At 62.9% G+C, this 25,606-nt stretch carries 25 protein-coding genes and 1 tRNA gene; 15 read left to right on the forward strand and 11 right to left on the reverse strand.

Annotation, left to right across the window (positions count from 1 at the left end):
* Positions 1-11: 11 nt before the first annotated feature.
* The gene (locus J1M87_RS19290; RefSeq protein WP_307830863.1) at positions 12-935 is read left to right on the forward strand and encodes a pseudouridine synthase; all 924 of its coding nucleotides are present in this window, start codon (positions 12-14) and stop codon (positions 933-935) included.
* 15 nt (positions 936-950) lie between these two features.
* Here the strand turns inward: J1M87_RS19290 and J1M87_RS19295 are convergent, their stop codons facing one another.
* Positions 951-1,763, reverse strand: a complete 813-nt coding sequence (locus J1M87_RS19295; RefSeq protein WP_206491171.1) for a formate/nitrite transporter family protein — start codon at positions 1,761-1,763, stop codon at positions 951-953.
* Positions 1,764-1,859: 96 nt separating this feature from the next.
* Here J1M87_RS19295 and J1M87_RS19300 point away from each other — a divergent pair, with 96 nt between their 5' ends.
* Positions 1,860-2,690, forward strand: coding sequence for a hypothetical protein (locus J1M87_RS19300; RefSeq protein WP_206491172.1), 831 nt, complete (start codon positions 1,860-1,862; stop codon positions 2,688-2,690).
* A gap of 23 nt (positions 2,691-2,713) precedes the next feature.
* Here J1M87_RS19300 and J1M87_RS19305 read toward each other — a convergent pair whose 3' ends face one another.
* Positions 2,714-3,088, reverse strand: a complete 375-nt coding sequence (locus J1M87_RS19305) for an SdpI family protein (protein ID WP_206491173.1) — start codon at positions 3,086-3,088, stop codon at positions 2,714-2,716.
* Between the two features lie 1,258 nt (positions 3,089-4,346).
* Between J1M87_RS19305 and J1M87_RS19310 the strand changes: the two genes are divergently transcribed.
* Positions 4,347-4,820 (forward strand): MarR family winged helix-turn-helix transcriptional regulator, encoded by a 474-nt coding sequence (locus J1M87_RS19310; RefSeq protein ID WP_206491174.1) that lies wholly within the window; start codon positions 4,347-4,349, stop codon positions 4,818-4,820.
* Here J1M87_RS19310 and J1M87_RS29475 read toward each other — a convergent pair.
* The 6 genes from J1M87_RS29475 to J1M87_RS19340 all read right to left on the reverse strand — a co-directional run bounded on the left by J1M87_RS29475 (position 4,794) and on the right by J1M87_RS19340 (position 9,729).
* Entirely contained in the window at positions 4,794-5,066 is a 273-nt protein-coding gene (locus tag J1M87_RS29475) for a hypothetical protein (RefSeq protein WP_374222402.1), read from the reverse strand. The genes J1M87_RS19310 and J1M87_RS29475 overlap by 27 nt on opposite strands.
* Positions 5,067-5,491: 425 nt before the next feature.
* A complete protein-coding gene (locus J1M87_RS19320) occupies positions 5,492-5,713 on the reverse strand; it encodes a hypothetical protein (RefSeq protein ID WP_206491175.1) in 222 nt (73 codons plus the stop codon).
* Positions 5,714-5,892: 179 nt separating this feature from the next.
* Positions 5,893-6,177 (reverse strand): hypothetical protein, encoded by a 285-nt coding sequence (locus J1M87_RS19325; protein ID WP_206491176.1) that lies wholly within the window; start codon positions 6,175-6,177, stop codon positions 5,893-5,895.
* Positions 6,178-6,788: 611 nt separating this feature from the next.
* The gene (locus J1M87_RS19330) at positions 6,789-7,370 is read right to left on the reverse strand and encodes a hypothetical protein (RefSeq protein WP_206491177.1); all 582 of its coding nucleotides are present in this window, start codon (positions 7,368-7,370) and stop codon (positions 6,789-6,791) included.
* 1,711 nt (positions 7,371-9,081) lie between these two features.
* Positions 9,082-9,171 (reverse strand) — tRNA-Ser (locus J1M87_RS19335).
* A 45-nt stretch (positions 9,172-9,216) separates the two neighbouring features.
* Positions 9,217-9,729 (reverse strand): MarR family winged helix-turn-helix transcriptional regulator, encoded by a 513-nt coding sequence (locus J1M87_RS19340; protein WP_206491178.1) that lies wholly within the window; start codon positions 9,727-9,729, stop codon positions 9,217-9,219.
* 77 nt (positions 9,730-9,806) lie between these two features.
* Here J1M87_RS19340 and mgrA point away from each other — a divergent pair, with 77 nt between their 5' ends.
* Complete coding sequence (mgrA, locus tag J1M87_RS19345) at positions 9,807-10,841, forward strand: L-glyceraldehyde 3-phosphate reductase (protein WP_206491179.1); 1,035 nt, start codon at positions 9,807-9,809, stop codon at positions 10,839-10,841.
* Between the two features lie 112 nt (positions 10,842-10,953).
* On the forward strand, positions 10,954-11,943 hold the full coding sequence (locus tag J1M87_RS19350) for an NAD(P)H-quinone oxidoreductase (protein WP_206491180.1): 990 nt from the start codon (positions 10,954-10,956) through the stop codon (positions 11,941-11,943).
* A gap of 34 nt (positions 11,944-11,977) precedes the next feature.
* Here the strand turns inward: J1M87_RS19350 and J1M87_RS19355 are convergent, their stop codons facing one another.
* Positions 11,978-13,183 (reverse strand): cysteine desulfurase-like protein, encoded by a 1,206-nt coding sequence (locus tag J1M87_RS19355; protein WP_206491181.1) that lies wholly within the window; start codon positions 13,181-13,183, stop codon positions 11,978-11,980.
* 176 nt (positions 13,184-13,359) lie between these two features.
* Here J1M87_RS19355 and J1M87_RS19360 point away from each other — a divergent pair, with 176 nt between their 5' ends.
* From J1M87_RS19360 to J1M87_RS19380, 5 genes are all read left to right on the forward strand, one after another.
* Positions 13,360-13,941 carry a bacterial proteasome activator family protein gene (locus J1M87_RS19360; RefSeq protein ID WP_206491182.1) on the forward strand — a complete coding sequence of 194 codons (582 nt, stop codon included), beginning with the start codon at positions 13,360-13,362 and terminating at the stop codon, positions 13,939-13,941.
* A 107-nt stretch (positions 13,942-14,048) separates the two neighbouring features.
* The gene (locus J1M87_RS19365; protein WP_206491183.1) at positions 14,049-14,885 is read left to right on the forward strand and encodes an ABC transporter permease; all 837 of its coding nucleotides are present in this window, start codon (positions 14,049-14,051) and stop codon (positions 14,883-14,885) included.
* A 16-nt stretch (positions 14,886-14,901) separates the two neighbouring features.
* Entirely contained in the window at positions 14,902-15,702 is an 801-nt protein-coding gene (locus J1M87_RS19370; protein WP_374222410.1) for an ABC transporter ATP-binding protein, read from the forward strand.
* On the forward strand, positions 15,686-16,597 hold the full coding sequence (locus J1M87_RS19375) for a glycosyltransferase (protein WP_241257136.1): 912 nt from the start codon (positions 15,686-15,688) through the stop codon (positions 16,595-16,597). Before J1M87_RS19370 ends, J1M87_RS19375 begins: the two co-directional genes overlap by 17 nt.
* 39 nt (positions 16,598-16,636) lie before the next feature.
* Positions 16,637-17,500: a TylF/MycF/NovP-related O-methyltransferase gene (locus tag J1M87_RS19380; protein WP_206491186.1), complete on the forward strand. Its 864-nt coding sequence runs from the start codon at positions 16,637-16,639 to the stop codon at positions 17,498-17,500.
* On the opposite strand, the gene J1M87_RS19385 is transcribed toward J1M87_RS19380, so the two are convergent.
* The gene (locus J1M87_RS19385; protein ID WP_206491187.1) at positions 17,501-19,393 is read right to left on the reverse strand and encodes a glycosyltransferase; all 1,893 of its coding nucleotides are present in this window, start codon (positions 19,391-19,393) and stop codon (positions 17,501-17,503) included. It abuts the gene before it with no gap.
* 205 nt (positions 19,394-19,598) lie between these two features.
* On the opposite strand from J1M87_RS19385, the gene J1M87_RS19390 reads away from it, so the two are divergent.
* From J1M87_RS19390 to J1M87_RS19410, 5 genes are read left to right on the forward strand one after another with little or no spacing between them, the layout of a single operon-like run.
* On the forward strand, positions 19,599-21,851 hold the full coding sequence (locus J1M87_RS19390) for a hypothetical protein (protein WP_241257137.1): 2,253 nt from the start codon (positions 19,599-19,601) through the stop codon (positions 21,849-21,851).
* 14 nt (positions 21,852-21,865) lie between these two features.
* Positions 21,866-22,897 (forward strand): glycosyltransferase, encoded by a 1,032-nt coding sequence (locus J1M87_RS19395; RefSeq protein WP_206491442.1) that lies wholly within the window; start codon positions 21,866-21,868, stop codon positions 22,895-22,897.
* Positions 22,894-23,835: an NAD-dependent epimerase/dehydratase family protein gene (locus tag J1M87_RS19400; protein ID WP_206491188.1), complete on the forward strand. Its 942-nt coding sequence runs from the start codon at positions 22,894-22,896 to the stop codon at positions 23,833-23,835. The genes J1M87_RS19395 and J1M87_RS19400 overlap by 4 nt, the downstream gene beginning before the upstream one ends.
* Positions 23,832-24,299 (forward strand): GtrA family protein, encoded by a 468-nt coding sequence (locus J1M87_RS19405; protein WP_206491189.1) that lies wholly within the window; start codon positions 23,832-23,834, stop codon positions 24,297-24,299. The genes J1M87_RS19400 and J1M87_RS19405 overlap by 4 nt, the downstream gene beginning before the upstream one ends.
* Positions 24,296-25,132: a glycosyltransferase family A protein gene (locus J1M87_RS19410; protein ID WP_206491190.1), complete on the forward strand. Its 837-nt coding sequence runs from the start codon at positions 24,296-24,298 to the stop codon at positions 25,130-25,132. Before J1M87_RS19405 ends, J1M87_RS19410 begins: the two co-directional genes overlap by 4 nt.
* Positions 25,133-25,148: 16 nt before the next feature.
* Here the strand turns inward: J1M87_RS19410 and J1M87_RS19415 are convergent.
* Positions 25,149-25,606: GDP-mannose 4,6-dehydratase (locus J1M87_RS19415; protein ID WP_206491191.1), on the reverse strand; the 458-nt coding region annotated here is incomplete at its 5' end.

Below are 25,606 nucleotides of genomic sequence, written 5' to 3' on the forward strand. Positions count from 1 at the left end.
ACGCTCACCGAGTGAGACGACGCCAGCAACCGCCCCTGGCGAAGCGTCACGGCCTGGACCCGGCGCGCATCCGCATGCCCGAGGACGGACACTGGCGCACCGTGCGCGAGTTCTTGACTGCAACCGAGCCCCGTATTCCGCCGCATCGGATCGACGCCATGTTCGACGCCGGCGAGATCGTCGACCTGGCCGGTCCCATCCCCTCCGACGCGCCGTACACGGCAGGCGGGGCAGTCTGGTTCCACCGCGACCTGCCGACGGAAACCGTTGTGCCCTTCGATATCTCGATCGTGTACCGCGACGACGCGCTGCTGGTGATAGACAAGCCGCACTTTCTGCCGACCATCCCCCGCGGCGGACACATCCTGCAGACCGCGCTGGTGCGACTGCGTCTGGAACTCGGGCTGCCGCAACTGGTGCCTGCTCACCGACTCGACCGCGTCACCGCGGGACTGGTTCTGTTCGTCGTAGATCCGACTCTTCGCGGCGCGTATCAGACCTTGTTCCAGGATCGCGCGGTGCACAAGGAATACGAGGCGATCGCCTCGTACGACCCCACGCTGACGCTACCCACCGTCGTCCGCAGTCGAATCGTCTCCGAGAGAGGGCAATTCACCGCCCGCGAGGTGCCTGGGGAACCCAACGCGCACACCACGGTCGAACTCCTGGACCACCGCGACGGAATCGGTCGCTATCGACTGACACCCTTGACCGGTCGCACCCATCAACTGCGGCTGCACATGAACTCGCTCGGCGTGCCGATCCTCGGTGACGACCTGTACCCGACGGCCACCAACCGGGCCGTCGACGATTTCACGGACCCACTCCAACTACTCTCCAGTGCAATAGAATTCATCGACCCCATCTCGAAACAGACGCGACGCTTCGAGACCGGACGAAGCTTGGAGCGGTGGGTTCGGTGCGGCGGGTCCTGAAAACGGCCCACTCGCTTACTCAGGATTCCGGTGTCGCTCGGACTTCACGAGTTCCTTGGTGCGCACCAAGCGCAACACGGTGACCAGCACGACGCCTCCGATGATGTTGAAGGCCACCGTGTAGCCGAACCATTCGATCCAGGCGACGTAGGTCACGTCGGCACCCGCGTGGATGGCCCCGAATATCAGCAGGGAATCGAGAATCGAGTGGAAGAGCTGCAGTCCGGCCAGAAGGAAACCGGCCGCCATCGCGGCAATGATCCGCGCGACGTCCGAGCTCGTTCCCTGCTGCATGCGGGTCAGTAGCGTCATCGTGCTGCCGCCGAGAACAGCCAGACAGATCGACTGCAGATCGAGTGGTGCGTCGACGAAATGATGCGCCGCCTCGGACAACACCTCGCGCCACTGCGGAAACGCATGCGCGATCAACCACATCACCAACCACCCGCCCACCAGGTTCGCCAGCAATGTCCCGATCCACAGCCGCGCCAGCTGCAGCGGTGTGCCATCGCGGGACACCACCGCGGCAATCGGCATCAGAAAATCCTCGGTGAACAACTCGCCATGAGCGAGATAGATGGCCACCAGGCCGATACCGAACGCCAAGCCTGCCAGTAGATGGCTGTCGGTCTCGTGCAGCACCGCCAGGTACGCCATCACACCCAGAGCGACTTCGAGCCCACCGAACAATCCGGTGATCAGCACCGTGCGGAATGTGCGATGCAATCGTTCGGCACCCTCGGAGACGACGGCGTCGAAACTTTCCTCCAGTTCCTCTTCGAGAGGTCCGTCGTTGTCGCCGTCGTTGCGCCGTGCTTCTTCGCTCATTCGCAGGTAGTACCCGCTGACGCAGTATTGATACCCGCCCCGCCGCCGCCGTATCGTCCACGGTGCTCGAGGTGCCCGATCTGAAAGGGTCTGTCGGTGGCGACTACTGCAGCGTCCAGCACGTGGGACCGGCGTCGAAGAACATCGATTCTCGTCTTGACGGCCGGCGTCCTCGGCGTCGCAGTCGCTGCCCTACCGGCGAAGATCGCACAATTGTGGCCCGGTAGCGGCACCACCACATATGCGTCGTTGGCGGGGCGCCTGCGTCCGGCATTCGTCGACTATTGGGCTGCCGGCCAGCGGAAGCCAGGATCCGCTCTGACGCAGGTCGTGGCGTACTGGCAGGGGTTCCACGTGGTCAAGGCTGTGGCCGCCGCCCTCCTCCTTGCTGTTCTCGCCGCGCTGCTGCTAGATCTGTGGGGTCGCTGGATCGGCGCTGGGCGGAGTGGCCGACGGCGCGCGCTCGGAGCGTTGGGCGTTCTCGGCGCTCTCGCGTCACTGGTAGCGCTCCTGATGGTGGTGGCCAACATCCAAGGCGCAGTGGCACCCCTGTCCTCGGTAGTGAGCTTTCTCCCCACCGACGGATCCGATCCTGCGGTGGCGGCCACGATCGGTGAGATCTCCGCGGAGCTGCGCAGCGGCTCGACCACTTCTGTGCTCGACGCCTTGGTCAGCGATTTCAGGGTCTATCACGCGGCCATGGTGGTGAGCGCAGGTCTGACGACGGTACTGCTCCTCGCCGGCGGTATCACTTTGTGGCGGCGACGTTCTCGTTCTCAGCACAACGAGCGCAGGCTGTATGTCACCACCGCGACGATCATGCTCGCGCTTGCACTGGCTTTCGGCGTCGTCGCCGCGGCGAACCTGTCGACAGTCATCGATCCGGCCTCGGCGCTGCTGGCCTTCTTCGAAGGCGGCGGCGCGTGAGAGCGCCCCGAGCTCCAGGTGGTTCAGACTTGTTTCTTCGCTGCTCGATCAGCCTTGATGCCGCTCATTGCGAGGATGACGGCCGCGCCGAGTGCCAATGCACCGGAGAGGACCAGAACCGCTGAACCAGGTGATGGATCGATCAGCAGGAGCGCCGCAATCAGAACAGCGGAGGCGAGGCAATGCGTCGCACCCGCCATCATGAACGGATACGCCGCCCGATGCCCCGCAACCCACGCTTGTTCGCTCGATTTCGTTGCACGAGTCTTGATCCCGATCACCCAATTCGGTTCCTGATCGCCCTTGGTCACGAATGCTGTCACGTAGACGGTTATCGACAGCACGAACAGGGTTGATGCCACGGCCACAGCCAGACCACGAACAGATTCCGTGTCCACTTCGACCTCCTTCCGTAATTGCGTAGTCAATCTCCCACGAACGTCGGTACGTGCTGTCGCCCAGTGCTCGACAGCACGGGGACGACAGTCGCTGACGCGGTGATAGGGGTGAATCCGCCGCCGAGCATTCGGCGGCCGTCGAACCGGTCGCCAATCGCCTACTGCGGGTTCGGAACAGCGTAGGCGACGATTGCGGTTTCGGCGCGTGCGCTCGCGGCAGGCAGGTCAACGAGTATCTCCTGTCGAGTAGCTGACGATGCCAGGACAAGGCCTCGGAGGGAGGGAGGTCTCATCGGTGTCCTGACTGCTGTGGCCACAGTTGGTACCTTGAACCCCAACAGCGCTAAAAGAAAAGGAGTGCTCCCAACACCGGCAAACTTCGTTGGAGTGGGCGCCGGAACCTGCGGCCACTAGAGCTTCTGCAATCCACAACGCACATGACAAGCGCCCAGCACTCTGGAAGGGGCAGGATCGAATTGGAACCCATGAGGCCTGTGCAAGACGGTGGTAGTGGATCGCCCCATGACGACCGTCTGAACCAATGGTCCTGGCGAATCTGCTTCTTGTTGATCGTGATACTGGGATTTGTGTTGCATTCCACAACCGATCTGGCGTGGTGGCTTTTGGCGATTTCGGCGATCATATTTGCTGGACTGTGGCAACTGGTGTTCTCGTTATGGCGTGAACAAGCCAGCCGCCCATAGCAGTCGGCAAGCATCCGTGGCAGGGCTCTTCACCAAACGTGGCGATCGAGAACAGCCGCGCACGTATCAGTCTGGGGACGCACCCCGAAATTCGACGTCAGCGAACCTTTCGGCGAACACCGTAGGTCCACCTGCAACGATGTTCTGTGGACCGCTCATGACACTGACTCCGAATCCGTTGCCAGTGCAAGGGATTCGACCAGCTCAGCGATCTGCGGGTCGCGCGGCGAGAAGACTTCGAATAGCCCGACCGCAGACAATTGCGGTGCCAAATCAATGATTGTCGACCAAAGGTCAGTGTGTCGCTGCGTTCCCGGAGTCGAATCGCGTAGCGCTTGAACGTTCGCTATAAACGCAGCTACTGTCCCCATTCTTATCTTGCGTCCGCTGAACGCCGCGAACTCCGAACCGTCGGGCAGCACGTCCTCGGGATATACCGGCCTTAGTGCCATTGCATTCAACCTCCACCGACTGAGATGCGTGCGCCGTGCACGCTTCCCGCTCAGTGTGACACAAAAGCGTGTGCAGTGCACGCAATGGTCTACGGTTGATGGATGAACGAGTCCGATTTGGGAACCCGCACCGAGCTGGCGCTCGTGAAGTTGATCCAACGTGACACCCGCGCCCACCTCTACGAACGCGCGCTGGCACCCTTTTCGGACGTTGTCGATGCTGTTCGCTACCCCACGTTGAGCGGGATATTTTGGTACGGACCCCTCAGTGCCGCCGCATTGAGCGAGCGCGTCGGGGTGGATCGCACTGTCGCCAGTAGGTATGCCGCACAACTGGAAAGCTCAGGGCTCGTGCAGCGTGCACAAGATGAGCGGGACGCCCGGGTGTCACTACTGACGTTGACTGACGAAGGTCGCACCGTAGTTGCCGGCATCCGCGCTGAACTCGCGAACGTGATCAAAGCGACGTTCGATGATTGGCCTCCCGGGCTCGCCGAATCATTCGTCGAAGGACTAGAACGCTTCGTCGCCGCTGCACCGACGCGCGCATCAGCCGCCAAGCTCGAGGCCGGATGACAACAATCCACCGACGTTCGCGTCCACTGGTTGTGATCGCGGTGAGGTCACGTCGAAGCAGATCGTTTCGCTGGTCACAGCCATTTTCCCGAATTCGACGTCGACATCGTCGGTCCAGGCTTGGCCGAACAGGTCACGGTCGTAGCCGGTTTTCGGGGCTCGTCCCTTGATCGGCAGGGTCGCAAGCATGCCGAAGGCGGCCTGGGCATCGGGCGAGCTGTCAACTGCCGGTGCGGGTACAGGCACCGGCGCAACCGGTGCGACCGGCAAGCATCAGTCGTAGTTGCAGACGGAGAGGCGCTGATCGCCGTGTCGGTGGCCGAGGAAACACGCTCGGCGGCCGACGTGGTGTCGCCGGCAGTCGTGGGGTCTGCGCAGCCGACGACGAGCAAACTGGACAGGGCGATCCCGGTGATCCATGGCCATTGGTGGCGACTCTTCGATGCGGGTGGCGCGTAGCCGGAAACGGCCACAGTGATTCTCCAAGATTGTGGATCAACGAGTCGGTCGACATCGTAGTTGGGCAGCTTTTCAGCAACGGGCGCGATGGAATATGCTGCGACGGCTACAGTTTCGAACCGGAGCGAAAAAATCGCACCTGCCAGATGGGTGGGTGCGGGTTCTGGTGTGGCGCGGATCGAGCAAGCGCAGTCGATGAGCTCGATGCAGTGTCAGTCTTCCGTCGAGAGCCTGCGCCGAACGCGACCGACCGCGTAGATGACCGCGGCCGCGAGGATGACAAGCGCGGCGATCAACTCGCCTCTCAGGTCCATGCCGCGCCCGACAACCGGCAAACCAAATGCAATGAGCACGACGAGGAACACCACCCCGAGACCGGGCCCACCGAAGAATGCGCGGGTCCGCATGTCGAGGGAACGAAGGAAGTCGGTCATTACCCTTGCTTATCACAGTGTCGACGGTCTGTCAGTGCTGCCACGCGTCGTTGCCGATGTAGAAAAGGCGCCCCGTGGACGAGAGAACCCGCACCTGCTGTGGGCAGGTGCGGGTTCTTACCTTGTCCAGTGCGGTTCGGCCAGGTCGGACGGATGGATGGATGGATGCAGCGTGCCGCTCAGTTGGGCAACAAGTATGTAGCGACGGCTAGCGCGGACACGGCCACGAAGCACCCCACAACCTGAACTGCACCATGGAGATAGCGACGCGTCACGAGTAGTGACCCCGTGACGATCGCTGCACCGACCGCCACCGAAAACACGACATTGATGATCCGTGTTACTTCCACGTCAAAGATCAGCCAGGACACCAGACCCAGCACCACAACTGCAGCAGACGACACGAACACCGACATCAAGGTACTGCGCTGTACCGATTCGGCACCGTCCGACACATTGTTCATAACTGTCTCTCCAATACGAGCTTCAGCACTGTGTCCCTGCGTACCAGAATGTGCCAGCGGTCGCTGCACCCATGACCCAGCCGACAGGACCCGCTCCTAACGTGGCGGCGGCTGTCCATGGAGCGCCCGCTATCGCACCACCAAGACCTGTTGCAATGGCGCAAGCATTCGGCACGGAACCGCGAGCTTGCGGAGTTGCATCGGCATCACGCCAGCTCAGAGTACTGCCGTCCGGACTGATCGAATACTCGATGTTCACGAAGGTGCCATCGACCGTTCGCGCCACCGGCGCTCGATCCACAATCGCCCCTGAGCTATTGGTCACGACAACCTCTTGACCGACGCGGAAAAAGGTGCTCGAGCGAGAAGTTGGTCACGGCCCCTGCAGCCACGAATCAGACCTCCGCACTCATTACTTCGCGTAAGTTAATGGAATCGGGATCGTGGGCCAAGACCCAGCCGAGTGACCACTTCGTCAACACGCCCTGAGCACAGTGAGATGGTGGTCCCGCGCGGATGACCTACCGCCCGACGCGTTCGGGCTTATTTAAAGCTGATCGTGGCACTGGCAGTTCCTTTGCTGATCATGCACTACGTCTCCACACATCGGCTCACTCAGAGCCGAAAATATACGGCCCGATTGTTCGCACGCGCGCGTCTGAGGCATCATGATCATCCGGGTTATACGGAGTATTCGATTTGCGAGCTGTGATGGTGTTTTTGCCGTCGGACTTCACGAGACGATGCTTTGGGCGTTGCGGCGCTCCTGCCGCTGCAGACCAAAAAATGAGAGAATAGTGTTCTTGTGCAGTTTCAGAATCACGACCCCAACCCTGCGCCCGACCCTTGGCCAAGACCCTAAACTCAATCTTTCCTTTCCTAGGCAATTTACTCAGGTCGGTAAAGTCGCTCCAGACGGTCCCGTCGTTGGTTTCAACACGAAGCGGGGCAATCTTGTAGAAGTAACCTTCCTCGATCGCGTCCCATTCATCGTCATTGACAGCTGCCAGATCCTCCTCGTTGGTCGAAATAGATAAAGCGACAGGGCCCCAGTCGGTGCCCGTGCGAACAGTCATGAAAGTGTCAGTCACTTCTACCAACGCAGTTAAGTAGCCCTCTGGGATTGACACATGACCCTCCGGGACCACTGAAAACTGCTGGTTACTAACGCGAATCTCAGTAGTGTTGACCATAGAATGAGCATAGCCCGGTGACCAGTGCTGTGTCCTGGTCACCGGGCTAAGTTGACGTGCCTACTGCGCTTTTACATAAAACTTGTCGCCTGCGATCACTCGGCTTTGTGTGTAGAACCAGGACAGAAAGGTTCCCGCGCGGTTGTTTTGGGACTTTGGGATCAGGCAGACGCTGTGCCCCAGGTTGTTATAGTACTCGACGGGAGACTGCAACAGTGGCCTTGAAGGCAGCATAGGTATTTGGCACCCGTTGTAGGTCCGGGCGGGTCCTGTGTATGGACCACCAACACGACCGCCCTGGTCAGAGGATCCAAAGGGGTACTCGTCGCAGCTCACCGTCTCTCTGGGACCGGTGACCGGACCGCACGCACCCCTGCGGTTTTGGCTAATCGTCGGTTCGTAGACGCGGTTGAGCGGCGCACCATTTGGAGCACCGGGGAGGCCTGACTGTTGAGCACGAGCAACGTGCGCATTGAAGTCACCGATATTAGCCTTGGCCGAGTAGTCGAGAACAGGAGGTGCTTGGTAAAACGCGCACCCGAAGTAGTCCCGCATATTAGGGTCATTATCGCATCTGATCAGTGGGCTGTTCGCACTCGGCGGCGAGACGGTAGTACCGCTTTTGAACTTGATTCGCATTTGCCACGCCCCTGTTGCGACGGGCCTTGATCCGGAGGGCTAGTTCATTGTGTTAGTCCACTGACGAGTCAGATCCAATCCATCGGTTGCGGTGCGGCTCGCAATCAAGTTCTCCCCACTCACGCCGCAAACTCCCTGCAGTGTCGTGCATCCACCGTTTGCCGAGACGGTTGTGGTTCCACTTGTCCCACTGGCATCATTCACATAGAGGATTTTTAGGGAATAGCGTTCAGTCCACTTATTAGTTTTCCAACTCAGTGCCGAATCTCGCAGTTCACGTACCGCCACCTCACCAACCAACGTCCTTCCGGGGGTACCAAGAGGCTTATCGAATAGCTGCACCAGACCATCGCTACTGCGGCAAGCATACTGGCGGTCGCCATGCCAATGGGCATCGAATACTTCACAGTTGTAATTTTCCCGTTGACTTAGTTCTGTTCGGGCAGGAGCAGAAAGCGCCGGTGAGAACCCAAACGTTCTGTCCGGAGTTGAAGTTGGTGTCAACGTGGGGTCAGTGGAAGTACTACCGCCATTTGCCGGCTCTGTAATTTCCGGCACTGATGGAAGACAACCTGGCGTTGAAGTCGGTGTCGAACTCGGGATCTGAGTTGGCGTCGGGGTGGTCGGGGTCGGTGTCGGGGTCGGACAAATCACCGGGCTGGCGGACGTCGACGTACTTGCCTCAGGCGCTGGTGGTACCAGTGGCTCGCTAGTAGCCGATGGGAAGGATGGCTGGGTTGTAGTACCGCTCGTATCGCTTGGTGTCGCGGGCTCAGACGGAGCGGGTATGGGCTCATCGAGCGTCGCCGACGGCTGGCCGAGCCGTTCGCGCATCTTGTAGCGCACCTGTCCACCGTCTTCTTCGACAAGCGGAAGAGCCGGGTGCCACGCGTCATCCAGGACCAAGTGCGCGAGCTCGGACTGACGGGAACAGACGGACTGTCGAACCGAGCCGCCCTGGCACTCGTGAAAAAGGTTGAGGCAAGCGAACTTGCGACGCTACTGAGCTTCGACCGGGGCAAACAAAACCGGCCCACCCTTGCGGGTGGACCGGGTTCGACCAACGAACATGTGGCGGAAGCGGAGGGATTTGAACCCCCGGACGCTTTTACACGTCTCTCGCTTTCAAGGCGAGTGCATTGGGCCGCTCTGCCACGCTTCCGTGTGCGATCTTAAACGGCCCGAGCGCCGGAGTCCCAATCGCCCCTCATCGTCGCGTGGCGGTACCGGACTCGTCCATCGCCGCATCGACCTTCTCGAAGATGTCGCCGAGCACGTCGAGTTCCTGGGGACCGAGCAAGTCGACGAGGTGTTGGCGGACGCTGCGGACGTGCGTGGGTGCCGCCTCCGCCAATCGCCGACGGCCTTCCTCGGTGATGACCGCAAGCACCCCTCTACCGTCGTTGACGCAGGTGCTGCGGGAGACCATGTCCTGGACTTCCATGCGTCGGATCTGATGCGTCAGGCGGCTTCTCGAGGACAGGACGCCGTCGGCCAACTCGCTCATCCTGAGGGAGCCGTCTATCGATTCGGACAACATCACCAGAATGCGATATTCGGCCATCGACAGGCCGTGTCCGTCCTGCAGATCCTTGTTCAGTACCCCCATCAATCGTTGCCCGCCGTCTACGTAGGCGCGCCATGCTCGCATTTCCGCAGTATCGAGCCACTGCGGGTCCCCCCCGGAACCAATGGCTGAGTCAGCTGTCACCCGCGTCATCCTAGGCAAGAAATCTACTCACGAGTAGCTTGCGTTGGTTGAACGTTCGATTCAAGCCACAGACATAGGGTCGAGTTATGACAGATCCCAACATCGAACCGCCTTACGTTGCCGCATCCGACAGATACGACGCCATGGCCTTCCGGCGAGTGGGATCCCGCGGGCCGAAACTACCGGCGATCTCACTGGGGCTGTGGCACAACTTCGGCGACGACGTACCGCTGATGAACCAGCGCGCGATCCTGCGTCGCGCCTTCGATCTGGGCATCACCCATTTCGATCTGGCCAACAACTACGGCCCGCCGTACGGCAGCGCCGAGAAGAACTTCGGACGGATCTTCTCGGAGGACTTCGCCGGATATCGCGACGAACTGATCATCTCGAGCAAAGCCGGATGGGACATGTGGCCCGGCCCCTACGGTTTCGGTGGCTCTCGCAAATACCTGCTGTCCTCACTGGATCAGTCGTTGACGCGCATGCGTCTGGACCATGTCGATATCTTCTACAGCCACCGCCCCGATCACGACACCCCCGTCGAAGAAACCGCCGGAGCGCTGATCAGCGCAGTGCAGCAAGGCAAAGCCCTCTACGCCGGCATCAGCTCGTACAAGCCCGAGGGGACGCAGAAGATGGCTGATCTGTTGGCCGACGCGGGCGTTCCCCTGCTGATCCACCAGCCCAGCTATTCGATGGTCAATCGGTGGATCGAGCCCGAGCTACTCGATACCCTCGACGCGGTGGGGGCAGGCGTCATCGCGTTCTCGCCGCTCGCTCAAGGCATGCTCACCGACAAGTACCTCGACGGCGTACCGCCCAATTCGAGAGCAGCACAGGGTAAGTCGTTGAACCCGGACTGGCTCACCGACGAGCACATCGGACATCTACGTGCCTTGAACGACATCGCCGCCACCCGCGGTCAGTCACTCGCGCAGCTCGCGCTGAGCTGGGCGCTGCGCGACCCGAGGGTGACGTCGGTACTGATCGGCGCATCGAGCGTCGAGCAGCTCGAGAACAATGTGTCGGCGCTGGACAACCTGGACTTCACCGAGGACGAACTGACACAGATCGACCAGCACGCCGAGGACTTCGGGATCAACCTCTGGGACCTGTAGGGGTGCTTCGCAGTGGAGTGGCTGAGCCCTCGGGTCGTTGCGCAGGCTCCACTCTCGAGTGCCCCAGAGGGCACTTGAACGCACCACTGCGCCGGAGGCGCATCATGGATGGATGCACGCCATCACATTGAAAGAATTCGGCGATCCCGACGTCATGGAGTGGACCGAGGTTCCCGACCCCCGTCCCGGTCGCGGGCAGGTGATCGTCGATGTCTCGGCCGCCGCCGTCAATCGGGCCGATCTGATGCAACGGCAGGGATCGTATCCACCGCCGCCCGGGGCCAGCGATATCCTCGGCCTCGAATGCTCGGGCATCATCTCCGAACTCGGAGAAGGTGTCAGCGGTTGGAGCGTCGGCGACAGGGTGTGTGCACTGCTGGCAGGCGGCGGCTACGCAGAGCAGGTAGCCGTGCCCGCCACCCAGCTGTTTCCCATCCCGAAAGGCCTCGATCTTCATGTGGCCGCAGCACTTCCGGAAGTCGCCTCCACGGTGTGGTCCAACCTGGTGATGGACGCACACATGCGCTCGGGTCAGGTATTGCTCATCCACGGGGGCGGCAGCGGAATCGGAACGCACGCAATTCAACTCGCCAAGCAGATGGGCGTCACCGTCGCAGTGACGGCCGGCTCGAAGTACAAGCTGGACATGTGCGCAGACCTCGGTGCCGACATCATGATCGACTACAAGAATCAGGACTTCGTCGCCGAGATCCGTTCTCACACAGACGATCACGGTGCCGACCTGATCCTGGACAACATGGGCGCAAAGTACCTCGACCGAAACATCGACGCCCTGGCGATGGATGGCACGGTCGTCACCATCGGCATGCAGGGCGGGGTGAAGGGCGAGCTGAACTTCGGCAAGCTGCTCGCCAAGCGTGGCTCGGTGCACGCGGCGGGGTTGCGCGGACGCCCCGAAACCGGGCCGTCGAGCAAGGCGAACATCGTCGCGGACATGACGGCGAATCTGTGGCCGATGATCTCGGAGGGCCGCGTCACGGCCGTCGTACACGCGGAGATTCCGATCACCGACGCGGCACGAGGACACCGAATGCTCGACGAGGCCGACACCATCGGCAAAGTGATCCTGCGAGTCCAGTAGCGCCGGTCGTAGGTCGTGCGAAGCCGCTGCTCCGCTAGAGAGCGAGCGCGTTGAGCGCCTTGACGAGCTGATCTATCTCGTAGCGGGTGGTGTACGGAGCCAGACCGATGGAGACGGCACCACCCTCGTCGTTGACGCCCAGTGCATCGAGCAGACGGCTGCTGCCCTGTACTCCGCTGACGCTACCGATGCGGGCCTGAGCGAGCTGCTCGGACACCTTCACCGCAGGCACGCCCTCCACCGTGAAGCTCACGGTGGGGACACGGGTGGGCGCATTGCCCAGCACCATGACGTGATCGAGCGAATCGAGAGCGTTCATCAGGTAGTCGAAGAGCCCGTCGTGGTAGTACTGCAACGATCCGATCGACAGCTCGAGGCGTTCACGGCGGGTACCGGTCGCCGCATCGTCGAGATTGGCCAGGTAGTCGATGGAAGCCACGACACCGGCCAGTAGCGCATATTGGTGACTGCTGACCTCGAGCCGCGCAGGCCCCTTGGCCGACGGATTGAGCGACATCGACGGAAGTTGTTCGATCAGCGTCGGGTCGCGGAAGATCAGCGCGCCCACAGACGGGCCACCCCACGCAGCTGTGTCGATCGCGACGACATCGGCCCCGAGTTCCTTGATGTCGACGTGGGCATAGGGGGCAGCCCCGGCCGCGTCGACCACGACCAGTCCGCCGACCTCGTGCACCAGATCCGCCGCGACCCGAACATCGGGCGCGCTGCCCACGATCGGCGACGCCGCGGTGACGGCGACCAGGCGCGTGGTGGAGGAGATCAGGTCCTCGAACTGCCACGTCGGGAGCTCGCAGGTGTCGATTTCGACCTCGGCCCAGCGCACGTGCGCGCCCGTCCTACTGGCAACCCGCAGCCACGGTGCCACGTTCGCTTCCTCGTCCAGACGCGAGAGCACCAGCCCGGTTCCCAACCCGAGCCGTGAACTCAACGACTCCGCCAGCCAGGACAACAGCGTCGCGCGATCCGGACCGATGACGACCCCGGACGGATACGCACCCACCAGATCGGAGATCGCGACGCGGGCAGACTCCAACAGGGCTGCACTGCGCTTGGCCGAGGTGTTGCCCGCCGAATGGTTGGTCGCACTGTGCCGGAAGGCCGTCGACACGGCAGTCGACACCCGATCGGGAATCAGCATTCCCAGTTGAGGGTCGAGATGAATCCACCCGTCACCGAGCGAGGGGATGGAACCTCTCACTCGCGCGACGTCGTAACCCATGCCGGACACTCTAAGCGCCGACCGGTCGAGCGTGTGTTCCACGTCCCGTTTCGCCAGGGAACCGTTGCCCACCTCGCACGCTCGATCCTCCCCGACCTCACCTGTTCCCGACGACCGACCCAGGATAATCGCCCCGGACGATCGCGCAACGACGAGGAACGCGTAAAGATGAATACATGACCCAATCCGAGCCGAACAGTGCCCCCGCAGACCATGTCGTTGTGATCGGCCCCAACGGAGAGCCGCTCGCCCTCAGCCGCGAGGAAGCGACCGCCGCTGCCGCCCGCGCCGCCGGATCGTCCGAGAACGAGGAATCCGACGGTGGATCGGGCCTGTCGGAGATGGTGGAACAGCCCGCGAAGGTGATGCGCATCGGCACGATGATCAAGCAACTTCTCGAGGAAGTGCGAGCCGCACCGCTCGACGACGCCAGCCGGACGCGTCTGAAAGACATCCACAAGTCCTCCATTCACGAGCTCGAACAGGGCCTCGCACCCGAACTGCGCGACGAGCTCGAACGTCTGGTGCTGCCCTTCGGCGACGACGTCGTCCCCACCGATGCGGAACTGCGTATCGCGCAGGCACAGCTCGTCGGGTGGCTCGAGGGCCTGTTCCACGGCATCCAGACTGCGTTGTTCGCGCAGCAGATGGCCGCCCGAGCCCAGCTCGAGCAGATGCGACAGGGCGCATTGCCTCCGGGCGTGATGGGCGCACCCGGCGCCGGGAGCGGCGGCAGCGGCACCGGCCAGTATTTGTGATCGGGCACCAGCGACGCCGGTGAGACGAGCACGGAGGCCGGGGCCAGGTAGTGTCGACCGTCGTGTCGGCACCAGCGAAGGACCACGAGAGCGAGGCAGGTGAACAGATGCCTGCACCGGTTTCGGACTCGCAGACCTACCGTCGAGCGTTCGGTGACTTGAGAACCGGTTTCGCTCAGCGCGAGCTGTGGCTGCATCTCGGCTGGCAGGACATCAAGCAGCGCTACCGACGATCGGTGATCGGTCCGTTCTGGATCACCATCGCCACCGGCGTCCAGGCCATCGCGATGGGCCTGCTGTATTCGGTGTTGCTCAACATCGACCTGCGCGAGTTCCTCCCGCACGTGACCGTCGGCCTGATCATCTGGAACCTCATCAGCGCGGCCATCCTCGAAGGCGGAGACGTCTTCGTCGCCAACGAAGGCCTGATCAAACAGCTTCCCAGTGCGCTGAGCGTCCACGTCTACCGCCTGGTGTGGCGTCAACTGCTGCTACTCGGCCACAACATGCTGATCTACGTCATCATCATCGCGATCTTCTGGCCGCCCGGCGGTCTGCATTGGACCGTGATCTTCGCCATCCCGGCGCTGGTGTTGATCCTGCTCAACGCGGTGTGGGTGTCGATCCTGTTCGGCATCGTCGCCACCCGCTACCGCGACATCGCCCCGATCCTGGGCAGCTTCGTCACGCTGATGTTCTTCATGACGCCGATCGTGTGGACCACCACGGGCCTGCAGCAAATGGGCGGTGAGGCCGCCAACCGCGCCAAGCTGGTCGAGATCAACCCGCTCTTCCACTACCTGGACATCATCCGAGCCCCGCTGATCGGCGAGGATCAACAGGCGTACCACTGGTACATCGTGCTCGCTTTCACCGTCGTCGGGTGGGCGCTGGCCATTTTCGCTCTCAAGAAGTACCGGGCCCGCGTGCCCTACTGGGTTTAGGGGTCAGTAGTTGTCCATCAGCATCAGCACCCATGACGCGTGCGTCGACTTCCCCATCTTCGACGCCAAGACGCGCTCGTTGAAGAAGGCCTTCCTCGGCAAGGCCGGTGGATCCATCGACCGCAACGCCTCCGATGTGGTCGTCGTCGAAGCCCTGAAGAACATCACGATGAACCTGAAGGACGGCGATCGCGTCGGACTGGTGGGACACAACGGAGCCGGTAAGTCGACGCTGCTGCGTCTGCTCTCGGGTATCTACGAGCCGACGCGGGGTAGCGCGACCATTCGCGGCCGCGTCGCGCCGGTGTTCGACCTGGGCGTCGGCATGGATCCCGAGATCTCCGGCTACGAGAACATCATCATCCGTGGCCTGTTCCTGGGGCAGACCCGCAAGCAGATGCTCGCGAAGATGGACGAGATCGCCGATTTCACCGAGTTGGGCGAGTACCTCGACATGCCGCTGCGCACCTACTCGACGGGTATGCGCGTGCGCGTCGCGATGGGCGTCGTCACCAGTATCGACCCGGAGATCCTGCTGCTCGACGAGGGCATCGGGGCCGTCGACGCGGAATTCATGAAGAAGGCACGTCATCGGCTGCAGGAGTTGGTCAAGCGCTCGGGCATCCTGGTGTTCGCCAGCCACTCCAACGAGTTCCTGGCTCAGCTGTGCGATACCGCGATGTGGATCGATCACGGCCAGATACGCCAGCAAGGCGGCATCGAAGACGTGGTTCGATCCTACGAAGGCGACGACGCGGGAGACCACGTCGCACAGATCTTGAAGGAGATCGAGCGCGAGGATGCAGCCGGTGACTGACCGGATCATCGGGGTCATCGTCACGCACAAGCGTCGGGAATTGTTGGCTCTGTCACTCGACGTGATCGGTGCCCAATCACGTCCGCTCGACCATCTCGTCGTCGTCGACAACGCCGACGAGCCGGCCGTACGCGCACTGGTGGAATCGATCGACCTGCCGACGACGTATCTCGGCTCCCAGCACAATCTCGGCGGCGCAGGCGGGTTCGCGCTCGGGATTCTGTACGCGCTCTCACTCGGCGCGGATTGGGTATTTCTCGCCGACGACGACGGTCGCCCCGAGGGGCCGAAGGTGCTCGAAACGCTGTACGACTGCGCCCTCGCCCACGGACTGGACGAGGTCTCACCCGTCGTCTGCGATATCGACGATCCGGATCGGTTGGCGTTCCCGCTGCGCCGCGGCGTCGAATGGCGTCGGCTGCGATCCGAGCTGATCGACCCGGCGAACCCCGAGGACGACCTCTTGGAAGGCATCGCATCACTGTTCAACGGTGCCCTGTTCAAGGCGTCGACGATCGATGCCGTCGGCGTACCCGATCTGCGCCTGTTCGTGCGCGGCGACGAGGTGGAAGTCCATCGCCGGTTGCAGCGCTCGGGCCTGAGATTCGGCACGTGCCTCACTGCCGCCTACGTCCATCCCAACGGGGCCGAGGAGTTCAAGCCGATCCTCGGTGGCCGGATGCATACGCAGTACCCCGAGGACGCGACCAAGCGCTACTTCACCTACCGCAACCGCGGGTACCTGATGTCGCAGCCGGGAATGCGAAAACTGTTGCCGCAGGAGTGGATTCGCTTCACCTGGTTCTTCCTGATCACCACCCGCAACCCGAAGGGACTGGCGGAGTGGTTCCGTCTACGCGGGCTGGGGCGTCGAGAACACTTCCGCAGACCCTGACGTGTTTGCGAACGCGTTCGAAACCGCTACCGTGTGCCCATGACGGAACCTCGGAAGCTCGCGGATCGCATCAAGATTTCGGCTCGGGAGAAACTTCAACGAATCATCGGCGAGGTTCTGGAGCAACAGACGGCACAATTGGCCGAGCAGACCGGCGACCAGCAGGCGAAACTGCTCGACCTCCTCGAGCGTCAACGCCGTGAGATCGACGATCTGCACGCGTTCATCCGCGGCCTCGAGATGCGGATGCGTCGCGATATCCCCTACGCGTCCGATGTCGAAGCAGCCGCGCAGAGCGCCGAGTTCGCCGAAGAGATGATGCCGCAGGCTCCCACCTTCCTGCGCCCCCACGCGACGCTGCGCTTCGCGCTCGGCGAGGTCTCCATCCGCGGCATGGCCCTCGAATTCGGCGTCGCCAGCGGCACGACGCTCGAGATCATCGCCGACGAACTGACCTCACGCAAGGACATCACCGTCGTCGCCGGATTCGACGTCTTCTCCGGTCTACCCGAAACGTGGCGGACCGGTTTCCCGAAGGGATTGTTCGAGCAGGACAACATCCCCGAGGTCCCGGGCGCGCAGATCGTCCCCGGCCTGTTCGAGGATTCCTTGCCGGGCTTTCTGAAGGGCCACCACGAGAAGTTGGCGTTCTTGCACCTGGACGCCGACCTGTACTCCTCGACGGTCACCGTGCTCGATCTGGTGGCCGATCGACTCGCAGTGGGCACCGTGATCGTCTTCGACGAATACTTCAACTTTCCCGGCTGGCGCAACCACGAATACCGGGCGTGGACGGAATTCGTCGCACGCACCGGCACCGAGTTCGACTACCTGGGGTACACCGCCGACAACGAGCAGGTCGTCGTGCGTATCCGGAAGGCACCTACAGTTCGGAAGAAGTAATCACTGCCCGTACAGGCGAGCCCAGTTCTCTCGGCTCGTCAGCGTCGGCGCGGCGGCCCGGTAGGAGGCCGCAACCGCAGGCGTTTCGCTGCGCAGACGCCTGAGCGCGACCACTCCGCGCTTGAGGAGTTCGGCCGCATGTGCCTTGTTGCGCTTGCGAACTCGAACGCCCTCCTGCGAGCGATCGGTGACGATGGCGTGGGCGAACAGCGAGACGTGCCACCAGTGCGCGTCATCGGCCGAGATGGCGACGGGGCCGGGATCGACCGAGCCGCGCCACTGATTGAGCACCCTCTTGGCCAAGACCGCGAATTCCATGCTCTTCTTCGGATGCGGGCCTGCAGGAGTGATGAACATATCGGCCGGACGCACTCCGGGGACCTCGTTTGCGTTGTGCCGCTTCGTTTCTCCGTATGCAGCACGTTCGCGACGAATGGATCCAGCAGCGTCCATGCCGCCGTCGAGCAGATTGTCCGGGCCGGCCAGGAAGTCCTCGATGGCCTTGATCAGCGTGTACGCCATGCCGTACTGCATCGACACCAGGTAGCGCAGCAGATCGGTGAACAGCTGCTTGGCCAGTGCCCTACCGTCGAGGTCGATGTGCAAGGCCGCGGTGATCATGCCGTTGCGGAGGTTGAAGTAGCGGTGCCACTCGTCCCAATCCTTCCACGCGAAATCGGCGTGCCAGACGGCCGCACCCGGCAACGTCACCGTGGCGAATCCATTTGCACGAGAACGATATCCGTACTCGATATCGTCCCACTGGAAGAACAGCGGCAGCGGGTAGCCGACCTGCCCGACGATCTCGGACGGGATGAGGCAGGACCACCAGCCGTTGTACCCCGCATCGACGCGGACGTCCTGCTGACGCTTGCGCTTGAACGCGCTCTTGTCCGACACCGCATTCTTGACGTGGATTCCGGCCTCGAGCTTCTGCAGGTTCGCCACCTCGGCACCGACATGCACGCGATCGGGATGCAGCAGGTACAGCATCTGCGCACCGATGATCGCCGGCTCGACGGTCATGTTGGCGAACGAGTTCATCCGCACGATCGCCTCGGGCTCACACAGGACGTCGTCGTCCATGAATATCACGTTGGCCGGATCGCCGCCCTTGCCCTGCACCTCGTACAGGCCACGAGTGAACCCGCCTGCGCCGCCGAGATTGGGCTGAGTGATGTACACGAGCTTGTCGCCGAGCTCGGTGGCCACGCGCTGGAACTTCTCGCGCGTCTGGACCTGATCGGTGCCCTGATCGACGACGTACACGTTGTCGACGCCCAGTAGCGCGATCGGATCGTCGGCCATGGCGGCGACGGTATTGGCGCAGTCGTCGGCGCGGTTGAAGGTGCAGATCACCACCGAGGTGGGTCGCAGCCTCTCCGGCGCGGCGACCGTCCATTCCGCGTCCTGCACCGACAGCTCACTCGACGTCGTGGTGAACCGGGCGAACAGCGCACCGCCGTCCAGGAACTGCGTGGTGGCCACCGGAACGGCAATGCGAGTCGAAGCATCGGGCGTATCGACAGTGATACTCGCCATCGTCCGCTCGTGGCCCTTGTAGTCGGTGGCCACCAGATCCACTCGGCCTGCCCCGGCGACGTTCGCCCGCAGAACCACCTCGGTGACCGTCGTCCACCGCTGCCAGTAACTGGCCGGGAACCGTCCGAAATAGCTGTTCGTGTGCACGACGCTGCGCTTGGCGATCCGAATACCGGTACGAGTGCGCTCGGCGTTGCCCTTACCGACCGCGCTGTACATATCGGCGCTGACCAGGGGTGACGGACCGTCGAACAGAAGTCTCTGCACAGTCAGTTCGGACTCGCCGTCACCGCCGGCAGAAGCCGACACATTCGAAGGCGAGCCGAGACGATCGAGAGCAGTGCCGTCCATACCGAGAAATACCCCATCCAGTTCCAGAAGTGACAGTGCGAGTGACGAACAAGTGCGGCCGAAGCGAGAACAAGACCACTGACCATGGTTGCACAGCCCACGACCGATCGGTTCGACGCGCGCTCTGCGAACCGTCTGCGTTTCGGTTCCACGGCACCTCGAGAGCTACAGTCGGGTGTCGTTGCCCGAACTCACGGAGTTGACCTTGCCCCCCACAGACACGCAGATCACGCGCGCTTCTCGGCCCGACGGCACACGAGAACGGCGTGTATGGGGAGCAGCTGTCGCCGCCGTCGTCGTCCTGGGGTATCTGCTGATACTCGTAGTCGATCCGCGGTTCTTCTACATCGACGACACCGAGTCCGGGGCTGTCCCCAACTGGCTCCAACTCGGACGCATCCTGCGCGATGGGCATTTCCCCTCCCTCGTGCTCGATCAGTGGATGGCCGGCAACTACCCGGTCGAAGGTCAGGGCGGGTTGTGGAACCCGGTCCAGATGGCGATCAACTACATCTCGCCGTCGATCGACAACCTGGTGCTGCTCGCCACCGCCGTCAAGCTCGGCTTCTCGATCGTGTTGGGATTGGGCGTCTACCGCGTCGCACTCGCCTACGGCGCACGTGCCAACTGGGCTGCTGTGGCAGGCGCGAGCGCACCGTTCGTCGGGTTCACCCTGTTCTTCGAGAACACCTCGTGGGTGACCGCACTGATGGGAACCGCGTGGATCATGAACGCGTGGGCGAGCTCGGTGTCCTACGCCCGCGGCCGCAGCGGCCCGCTCATCCCGTTCGCATTCCTCTACCTCGCTATCAGCGTCGGGTACGTCCACGCCGCCGTGATGGCCGCCGTGATGATCGGATCCGTCGCGATCGGCGAACGCCTGTTCCAGCGTCTCTGGCGTCCAGCGCTGAAGGTCTGTGCGGTGGGCATTGCCGCTGCGGCGTGTGGGGCCCTCACCTTCCTGCCCGGAGTGCTCACGTCCGCAGTCACCTGGCGCAGCGGCGACGAAGGCACGTTCAACGACAACTTCCTGACCGCGCCCTGGTCGGAATCGCTCACCGCGAGCATCCCGACGGCTGTGACGAGCATCGAATCCTGGGCGGGTGAGACCACCGAATCGCCGGTCACCTACATCGCGTGGTTCCTTGTTCCCGCACTCGCGTTCATCGCGTGGCGACGGGTACCCCCGGCCCTGCGTGAGCTGTCGGCACCACTGATCGTCCTGGCGTTCGCGCTGATCTTCACCGCAGGCCCCAGCGACATCGGACCCATCCGCTGGCCGGCTCGCATTCTGCCGTTCGTCGCCATCTGCGCACTGATCCTCGTGGTCACGTTGATCAGCCGGTACGGCACCGTCGACAAACTGCGCCCCCGGCTACTCGCAGCAGGCTTGCTGACGCTGGTGTTGCTGCTGCGTGCAAGCTCCTCCGGACCGGAATTCTTCGGCCGCCACGTTCTGGCAGCCCTGGCGATCCTGCTCGTCGGCGCACTCGCATTGCTGCTGGCGCACCGATTCTCGACTCGGGCCACGGCAGCACTGCTGCTCGTGACCATCGCTCCGGTCGCGATGTACCAGGTGGCCACTTACCAACCACCGTTCGACAAATGGTGGCTGCCTGCGTCCCAATCCGAGGCCAGAGCCCAATTCCCCCAGTGGCAGGGCGCAACCCTGCAACTCGGCAGCCGGACACTGACCGAGACAGAGGCGGACGGACCCGAGGACCCGCAGCTTCCCTGGCACTCCCAGGTCTACGGCAACTTCGCCAAGGTCATGGGCCTGGACTACGTCAACGCCTACACCCCCGTCGGCTATCTCGATTTCGCCAACCTGCTGTGCTTCGAGCACGAAGGGTCGACCTGCAGCGATGCCTTCGAGCGCGTGTTCGAGATCGAGCCCTACACCGGCAGGACCTACGCCGATCTGATGCAACTCGACCGCATCGTGCTGCAGAAGAACCAGTACCCGCTCGCGAACTCCCGTCCCGCACCCGCCGGCTGGAAGTGGGTGACCGCTCCCACGCCCGAGTCCGCGCGCCAGGTCTACGTTCTCGAACGCGTCGACGGGTTGATCCCCGCATCCGCGGGACGCGTCGCCGCGACCGTCGATGCCACAGCGGTGCCCCGTACGTCCGACGCAGACTCGGAGCACGTCGAGGTCAGCTCACCGAACGGTGGCAGTGTGGTCTTCTCGCGGCTGGCCTGGCCCGGCTACACCGCGACACTCAACGGTGAAGAGCTGCAGACGAAGGGCCTGGCCGACATCTTCCTGTACGTCGACCTGCCGCCCGGCACCGAGAATGCCGATCTGCACATCACGTTCCGGCCTCCGGGCGAACGAATCGGCCTGGCCGCCATGGCAGGCGGGGTGATCGTGCTGATCGGCCTGGTGGTGCTCGATGTGCGGCGACGCAGAAGCCCAGCCGCGCCGCAGTTCGATGGTGACGCCGAGAGCAGTTAGGCTCAGACCTCGTGATGTCCGACTCTGCTGCTGAACCGCACCGCATCTCCATCGTGGTGCCGGTCTACCAGGGTGAACGGACGCTCGGCGCACTGATCGACGAGATCATTCCGCTGACTCGGGTGACGCACACTCCCGTCGGGCGTCCGATGGTCGTCGAAGAGGTTCTGCTCGTGTTCGATCACGGGCCGGACGACTCCGCTGCTGTGATTCGGCAGCTGACAGCGACGCATACCTTCGTTCGCGGCGTGTGGCTCAGCCGCAACTTCGGACAGCATCCCGCGACGCTCGCAGGCATGGCCTCGAGCGGCGGCGAGTGGATCGTCACGATGGACGAGGACGGTCAACACGATCCGGCCGCCATCGGTGGCATGCTCGATACCGCTCTCGACCAGCAGTCCACCGTCGTCTACGCCAAGCCGACGAACGTGGCTCCACACGGGATGTGGCGCAACGCGGCCTCTCGGGGTGCGAAATGGCTGATCGCCAAGGCGATGGCAGGCGACAACACCGTCGACTATCAGAGCTATCGCCTGGTACTCGGTGAAGTGGGTCGATCCGTCGCCGCGTACGCCGGTTCCGAGGCCTATCTGGATATCGCGCTCGGGTGGATCGCAGGCGACGTCACAACGAGCCCTGTCGCGTTGCGCGAGGAGATGGACCGCCGATCGGGTTATCGATTGCGGACGTTGCTCTCGCATTTCTGGCGGATGGTGCTCTCGTCCGGCACCAAGGGACTGCGGATGGTCAGCTTCATCGGCATCGCGTTCGCGTTGCTCGGCCTGATTCTGGTCGCCTACGTGCTGGTGTCGTATCTGGCGTTCGACCCCGGTTCCGAGGTGCAGGGCTGGGCGTCGACGATGGTCATCCTGCTGTTCGGTTTCGGAGCCACCCTGTTCTCACTCGGCGTGGTGGCCGAATACGTGGGAGTCAACGTCAAGACTGCCATGGGCAAGCCGCCGTATCTGATCGTCACCGATCCCGGAAACGGCCCGCTCGGACGCACCGAGCCCGCAGCGCCTACCGACACCTCGTCATCGCCGTGACGAGGGTGCACACCTGGATCGTCGGCAGCGGTGGGCTACTCGGCGCGGCGGCGACCCGGGAAGTGCAACGGCGCGGGCATCGCGTGCACACCAGCACAATCCCCTGGTCGGACAACGCCTTGGCCGAAGAGGCCCTGCTACAGCACTGCACGGCCTTCTTCGACTCCTTCGAGGACGGCGTGTGGAACGTGATCTGGGCCGCAGGCGCAGGCGTGAACGGAACCAGCGCAGCACAATTCGCGCAGGAGAACGACCTGATTCGCACCGTACTCGCACGCGTCGAGGCCCTCACCCCCGAACGCGCAGACAACGGAACTCTCTTCCTCGCGTCCTCGGCCGGCGGCGTTTACGCCGGGGCGCCCGGGGCTCCGCATCACGAAGGAACACAGCCGATGCCGTTGGGCGACTACGGCATTGCAAAACTGGAGGCGGAGTCCATCTCCATCGAATTCGGGGAGCGCACCGGGACCAACGTGGTCATCGGCCGCTTCGCCAACCTGTACGGGCCGGGTCAGAACCTCGCGAAACCCCAAGGCCTCATCTCGCACCTGTGCCGTGGCTACCTCATGGCCTCGCCCGTGTCCATCTACGTGCCGATGGACACGTTGCGCGACTACCTCTACGTGTCCGACGCGGCCGAGATGGTCGCCGACACCCTTGCCATGGCGGCCACGCAACGACTCTCACCAACGATCAAGATCTTCGCCTCCGGTGGGGCCGTCACGATCGGTTCCATCCTCGGAGCGTGCCGGACCGTCTTTCGGCGACGGCCGAACGTGGTACTTGCAGCGTCACCGCTCGCGGCCTTGCAAGGTCGAGATCTTCGGTTGCACTCGACCGTGTGGCCACATATCGATCGCCGAACCCATCGCACGCTCCCCGCCGGCATCGCGTCGACCCTGTTCGCGACGCGTCAAGCGCTGGCGGTGGGTCGGTGACCGAACCACAGACTCCCGCTCCCCCTGCGGGAATGAGCGGTGCGCCCGGGCCGCTGATGCGCATCATCAAGAACCAGAAGATCGCATTTCTGCTCGTCGGTGGCGTCAACACCGCCCTGGGGACCGCATGGTTCATCCTGTGGCAGTTGCTGATCGGCGAGCAATTCGGCTACCACGCTGCCATCGTGCTCGGCTATCTCTGCAACGTACTGTGCGCGTTCGCGATGTATCGATACCTGGTGTTCCGTGTACGGGGTCACTTCCTGCGTGATCTGCTGCGATTCTTCGTGGTCAACTTCGGCGCGTTCCTCGCGAACATCTCCCTGATGACCGTCGCCGTGTCCATCCTCCACTTTCCGCCCATCCCTTCACAATTGGTCGTCACAGCAGTGATGGCAGTCGTCAGCTTCTTCGGCTACCGCGACTTCTCGTTCCGCAGAAAGAGCCAGGCCCCCACATCATGACGCCCCGTGTTTCCGTCGTCGTCCCGGCGTACAACAATGCCGAGTATCTGGCCGAGACCATCGATTCGATTCTCGCCCAGACGTTCACGGACTTCGAACTGGTCATCGCCGATCATTCGTCGACCGACGGAACCCTCGCCGTCGCGCAGAAGTTCGAGGACCCACGAATTCGTCTCCTGACCACTCCGGCCGGAGGCGGGGCGCAGGCCAACTGGAACCGCGTGACCGGCGAAGCCACGGGAGAGCTGATCAAACTCGTGTGCGGCGACGACACCATCGCGCCCACCGCGCTCGCTACCCAGGTGCAGGCCTTCGACGACAACCCGACCGCCGTTCTGGTCGCCTCGCAGCGGACGCTGATCGACGCCTACGGAAAGACCGTCATTGCCGCCCGCGGACTCGGCGGACTGAAGGGGACGGTCTCGGGCAGAGTCGCCGCCCGAACCGCAGTTCGGGCCGGTGCCAACATCTTCGGCGAACCCGGCGGCGTCATGATGAAACTGTCCGAGCTGCGCGAGGTCGGCCTGTGGGACAACAGCCATCCCTACCTGATCGATCAGGCCACCTTCATCGCGGTCGCGCTCCGCGGCGACATCGTGGCGATTCCGCGACCACTGGCGTCGTTCCGCATCAACTCCGGCCAGTGGAGCGTGGAACTGGCGACGCAGCAGGCGCGGCAAGCGGCGGACTTCCACCGCTCACTGCAGGCCGGCGACCCCACGTTGCTGTCCGACAACGATGTTCGCATCGGCAACGCCAAGGCGCTGATGACCTCGTTCATGCGTCGAGCGGTGTACTTGCTACTGCGACATCGGATGTCGCGCAATAGCTAGCGTCGCGGTTCTTGTTTCAGGGCAGAACGGACTCCTTGGCCGCATAGACTTTTTCGGTGGCATCCTTCTGCGGTCGCCACCACTGCTCGTTGTCGCGGTACCAGTCGACGGTCGCTTTCAATCCAGCCCGAAAGTCGACATAGGTTGGCGTCCAACCCAATTCGGTGCGAAGCTTGGTCGAGTCGATGGCGTAGCGCAGATCGTGGCCGGGGCGGTCGGTGACGAAGTCGAAGGCGTCGGGTGCATTTCCGGTTTCTTCGAGGATCGCTTCGAGGACGGTCCGGTTGTTCGCTTCGCCGTCGGCTCCGATGAGGTAGGTCTCGCCGATGCGGCCGCGCTCGATGATCGCCCAGACGGCACTGTTGTGATCGTCGACGTGGATCCAGTCGCGTACGTTCTGGCCAGCGCCGTAGAGCTTGGGCCGGGAGCCGCTGAGGATGTTGGTGATCTGACGCGGGATGAACTTCTCCACGT

The organism is Rhodococcus sp. KRD162, assembly GCF_017168335.1.
Lineage (GTDB): Bacteria > Actinomycetota > Actinomycetes > Mycobacteriales > Mycobacteriaceae > Rhodococcoides.

What these genes read in the sequence shown, in the direction of transcription:
- J1M87_RS19295 (WP_206491171.1), bottom strand. Translation starts at nt 1,763, where the DNA reads ATGAGCGAAGAAGCACGGCGCAACGACGGCGACAACGACGGACCTCTC.
- J1M87_RS19310 (WP_206491174.1), top strand. Translation starts at nt 4,347, where the DNA reads ATGAACGAGTCCGATTTGGGAACCCGCACCGAGCTGGCGCTCGTGAAG.
- J1M87_RS19320 (WP_206491175.1), bottom strand. Translation starts at nt 5,713, where the DNA reads ATGACCGACTTCCTTCGTTCCCTCGACATGCGGACCCGCGCATTCTTC.
- J1M87_RS19325 (WP_206491176.1), bottom strand. Translation starts at nt 6,177, where the DNA reads ATGAACAATGTGTCGGACGGTGCCGAATCGGTACAGCGCAGTACCTTG.
- J1M87_RS19330 (WP_206491177.1), bottom strand. Translation starts at nt 7,370, where the DNA reads ATGGTCAACACTACTGAGATTCGCGTTAGTAACCAGCAGTTTTCAGTG.
- J1M87_RS19340 (WP_206491178.1), bottom strand. Translation starts at nt 9,729, where the DNA reads ATGACGCGGGTGACAGCTGACTCAGCCATTGGTTCCGGGGGGGACCCG.
- mgrA (WP_206491179.1), top strand. Translation starts at nt 9,807, where the DNA reads ATGACAGATCCCAACATCGAACCGCCTTACGTTGCCGCATCCGACAGA.
- J1M87_RS19350 (WP_206491180.1), top strand. Translation starts at nt 10,954, where the DNA reads ATGCACGCCATCACATTGAAAGAATTCGGCGATCCCGACGTCATGGAG.
- J1M87_RS19355 (WP_206491181.1), bottom strand. Translation starts at nt 13,183, where the DNA reads ATGGGTTACGACGTCGCGCGAGTGAGAGGTTCCATCCCCTCGCTCGGT.
- J1M87_RS19360 (WP_206491182.1), top strand. Translation starts at nt 13,360, where the DNA reads ATGACCCAATCCGAGCCGAACAGTGCCCCCGCAGACCATGTCGTTGTG.
- J1M87_RS19365 (WP_206491183.1), top strand. Translation starts at nt 14,049, where the DNA reads ATGCCTGCACCGGTTTCGGACTCGCAGACCTACCGTCGAGCGTTCGGT.
- J1M87_RS19375 (WP_241257136.1), top strand. Translation starts at nt 15,686, where the DNA reads ATGCAGCCGGTGACTGACCGGATCATCGGGGTCATCGTCACGCACAAG.
- J1M87_RS19380 (WP_206491186.1), top strand. Translation starts at nt 16,637, where the DNA reads ATGACGGAACCTCGGAAGCTCGCGGATCGCATCAAGATTTCGGCTCGG.
- J1M87_RS19385 (WP_206491187.1), bottom strand. Translation starts at nt 19,393, where the DNA reads ATGGACGGCACTGCTCTCGATCGTCTCGGCTCGCCTTCGAATGTGTCG.
- J1M87_RS19395 (WP_206491442.1), top strand. Translation starts at nt 21,866, where the DNA reads ATGTCCGACTCTGCTGCTGAACCGCACCGCATCTCCATCGTGGTGCCG.
- J1M87_RS19410 (WP_206491190.1), top strand. Translation starts at nt 24,296, where the DNA reads ATGACGCCCCGTGTTTCCGTCGTCGTCCCGGCGTACAACAATGCCGAG.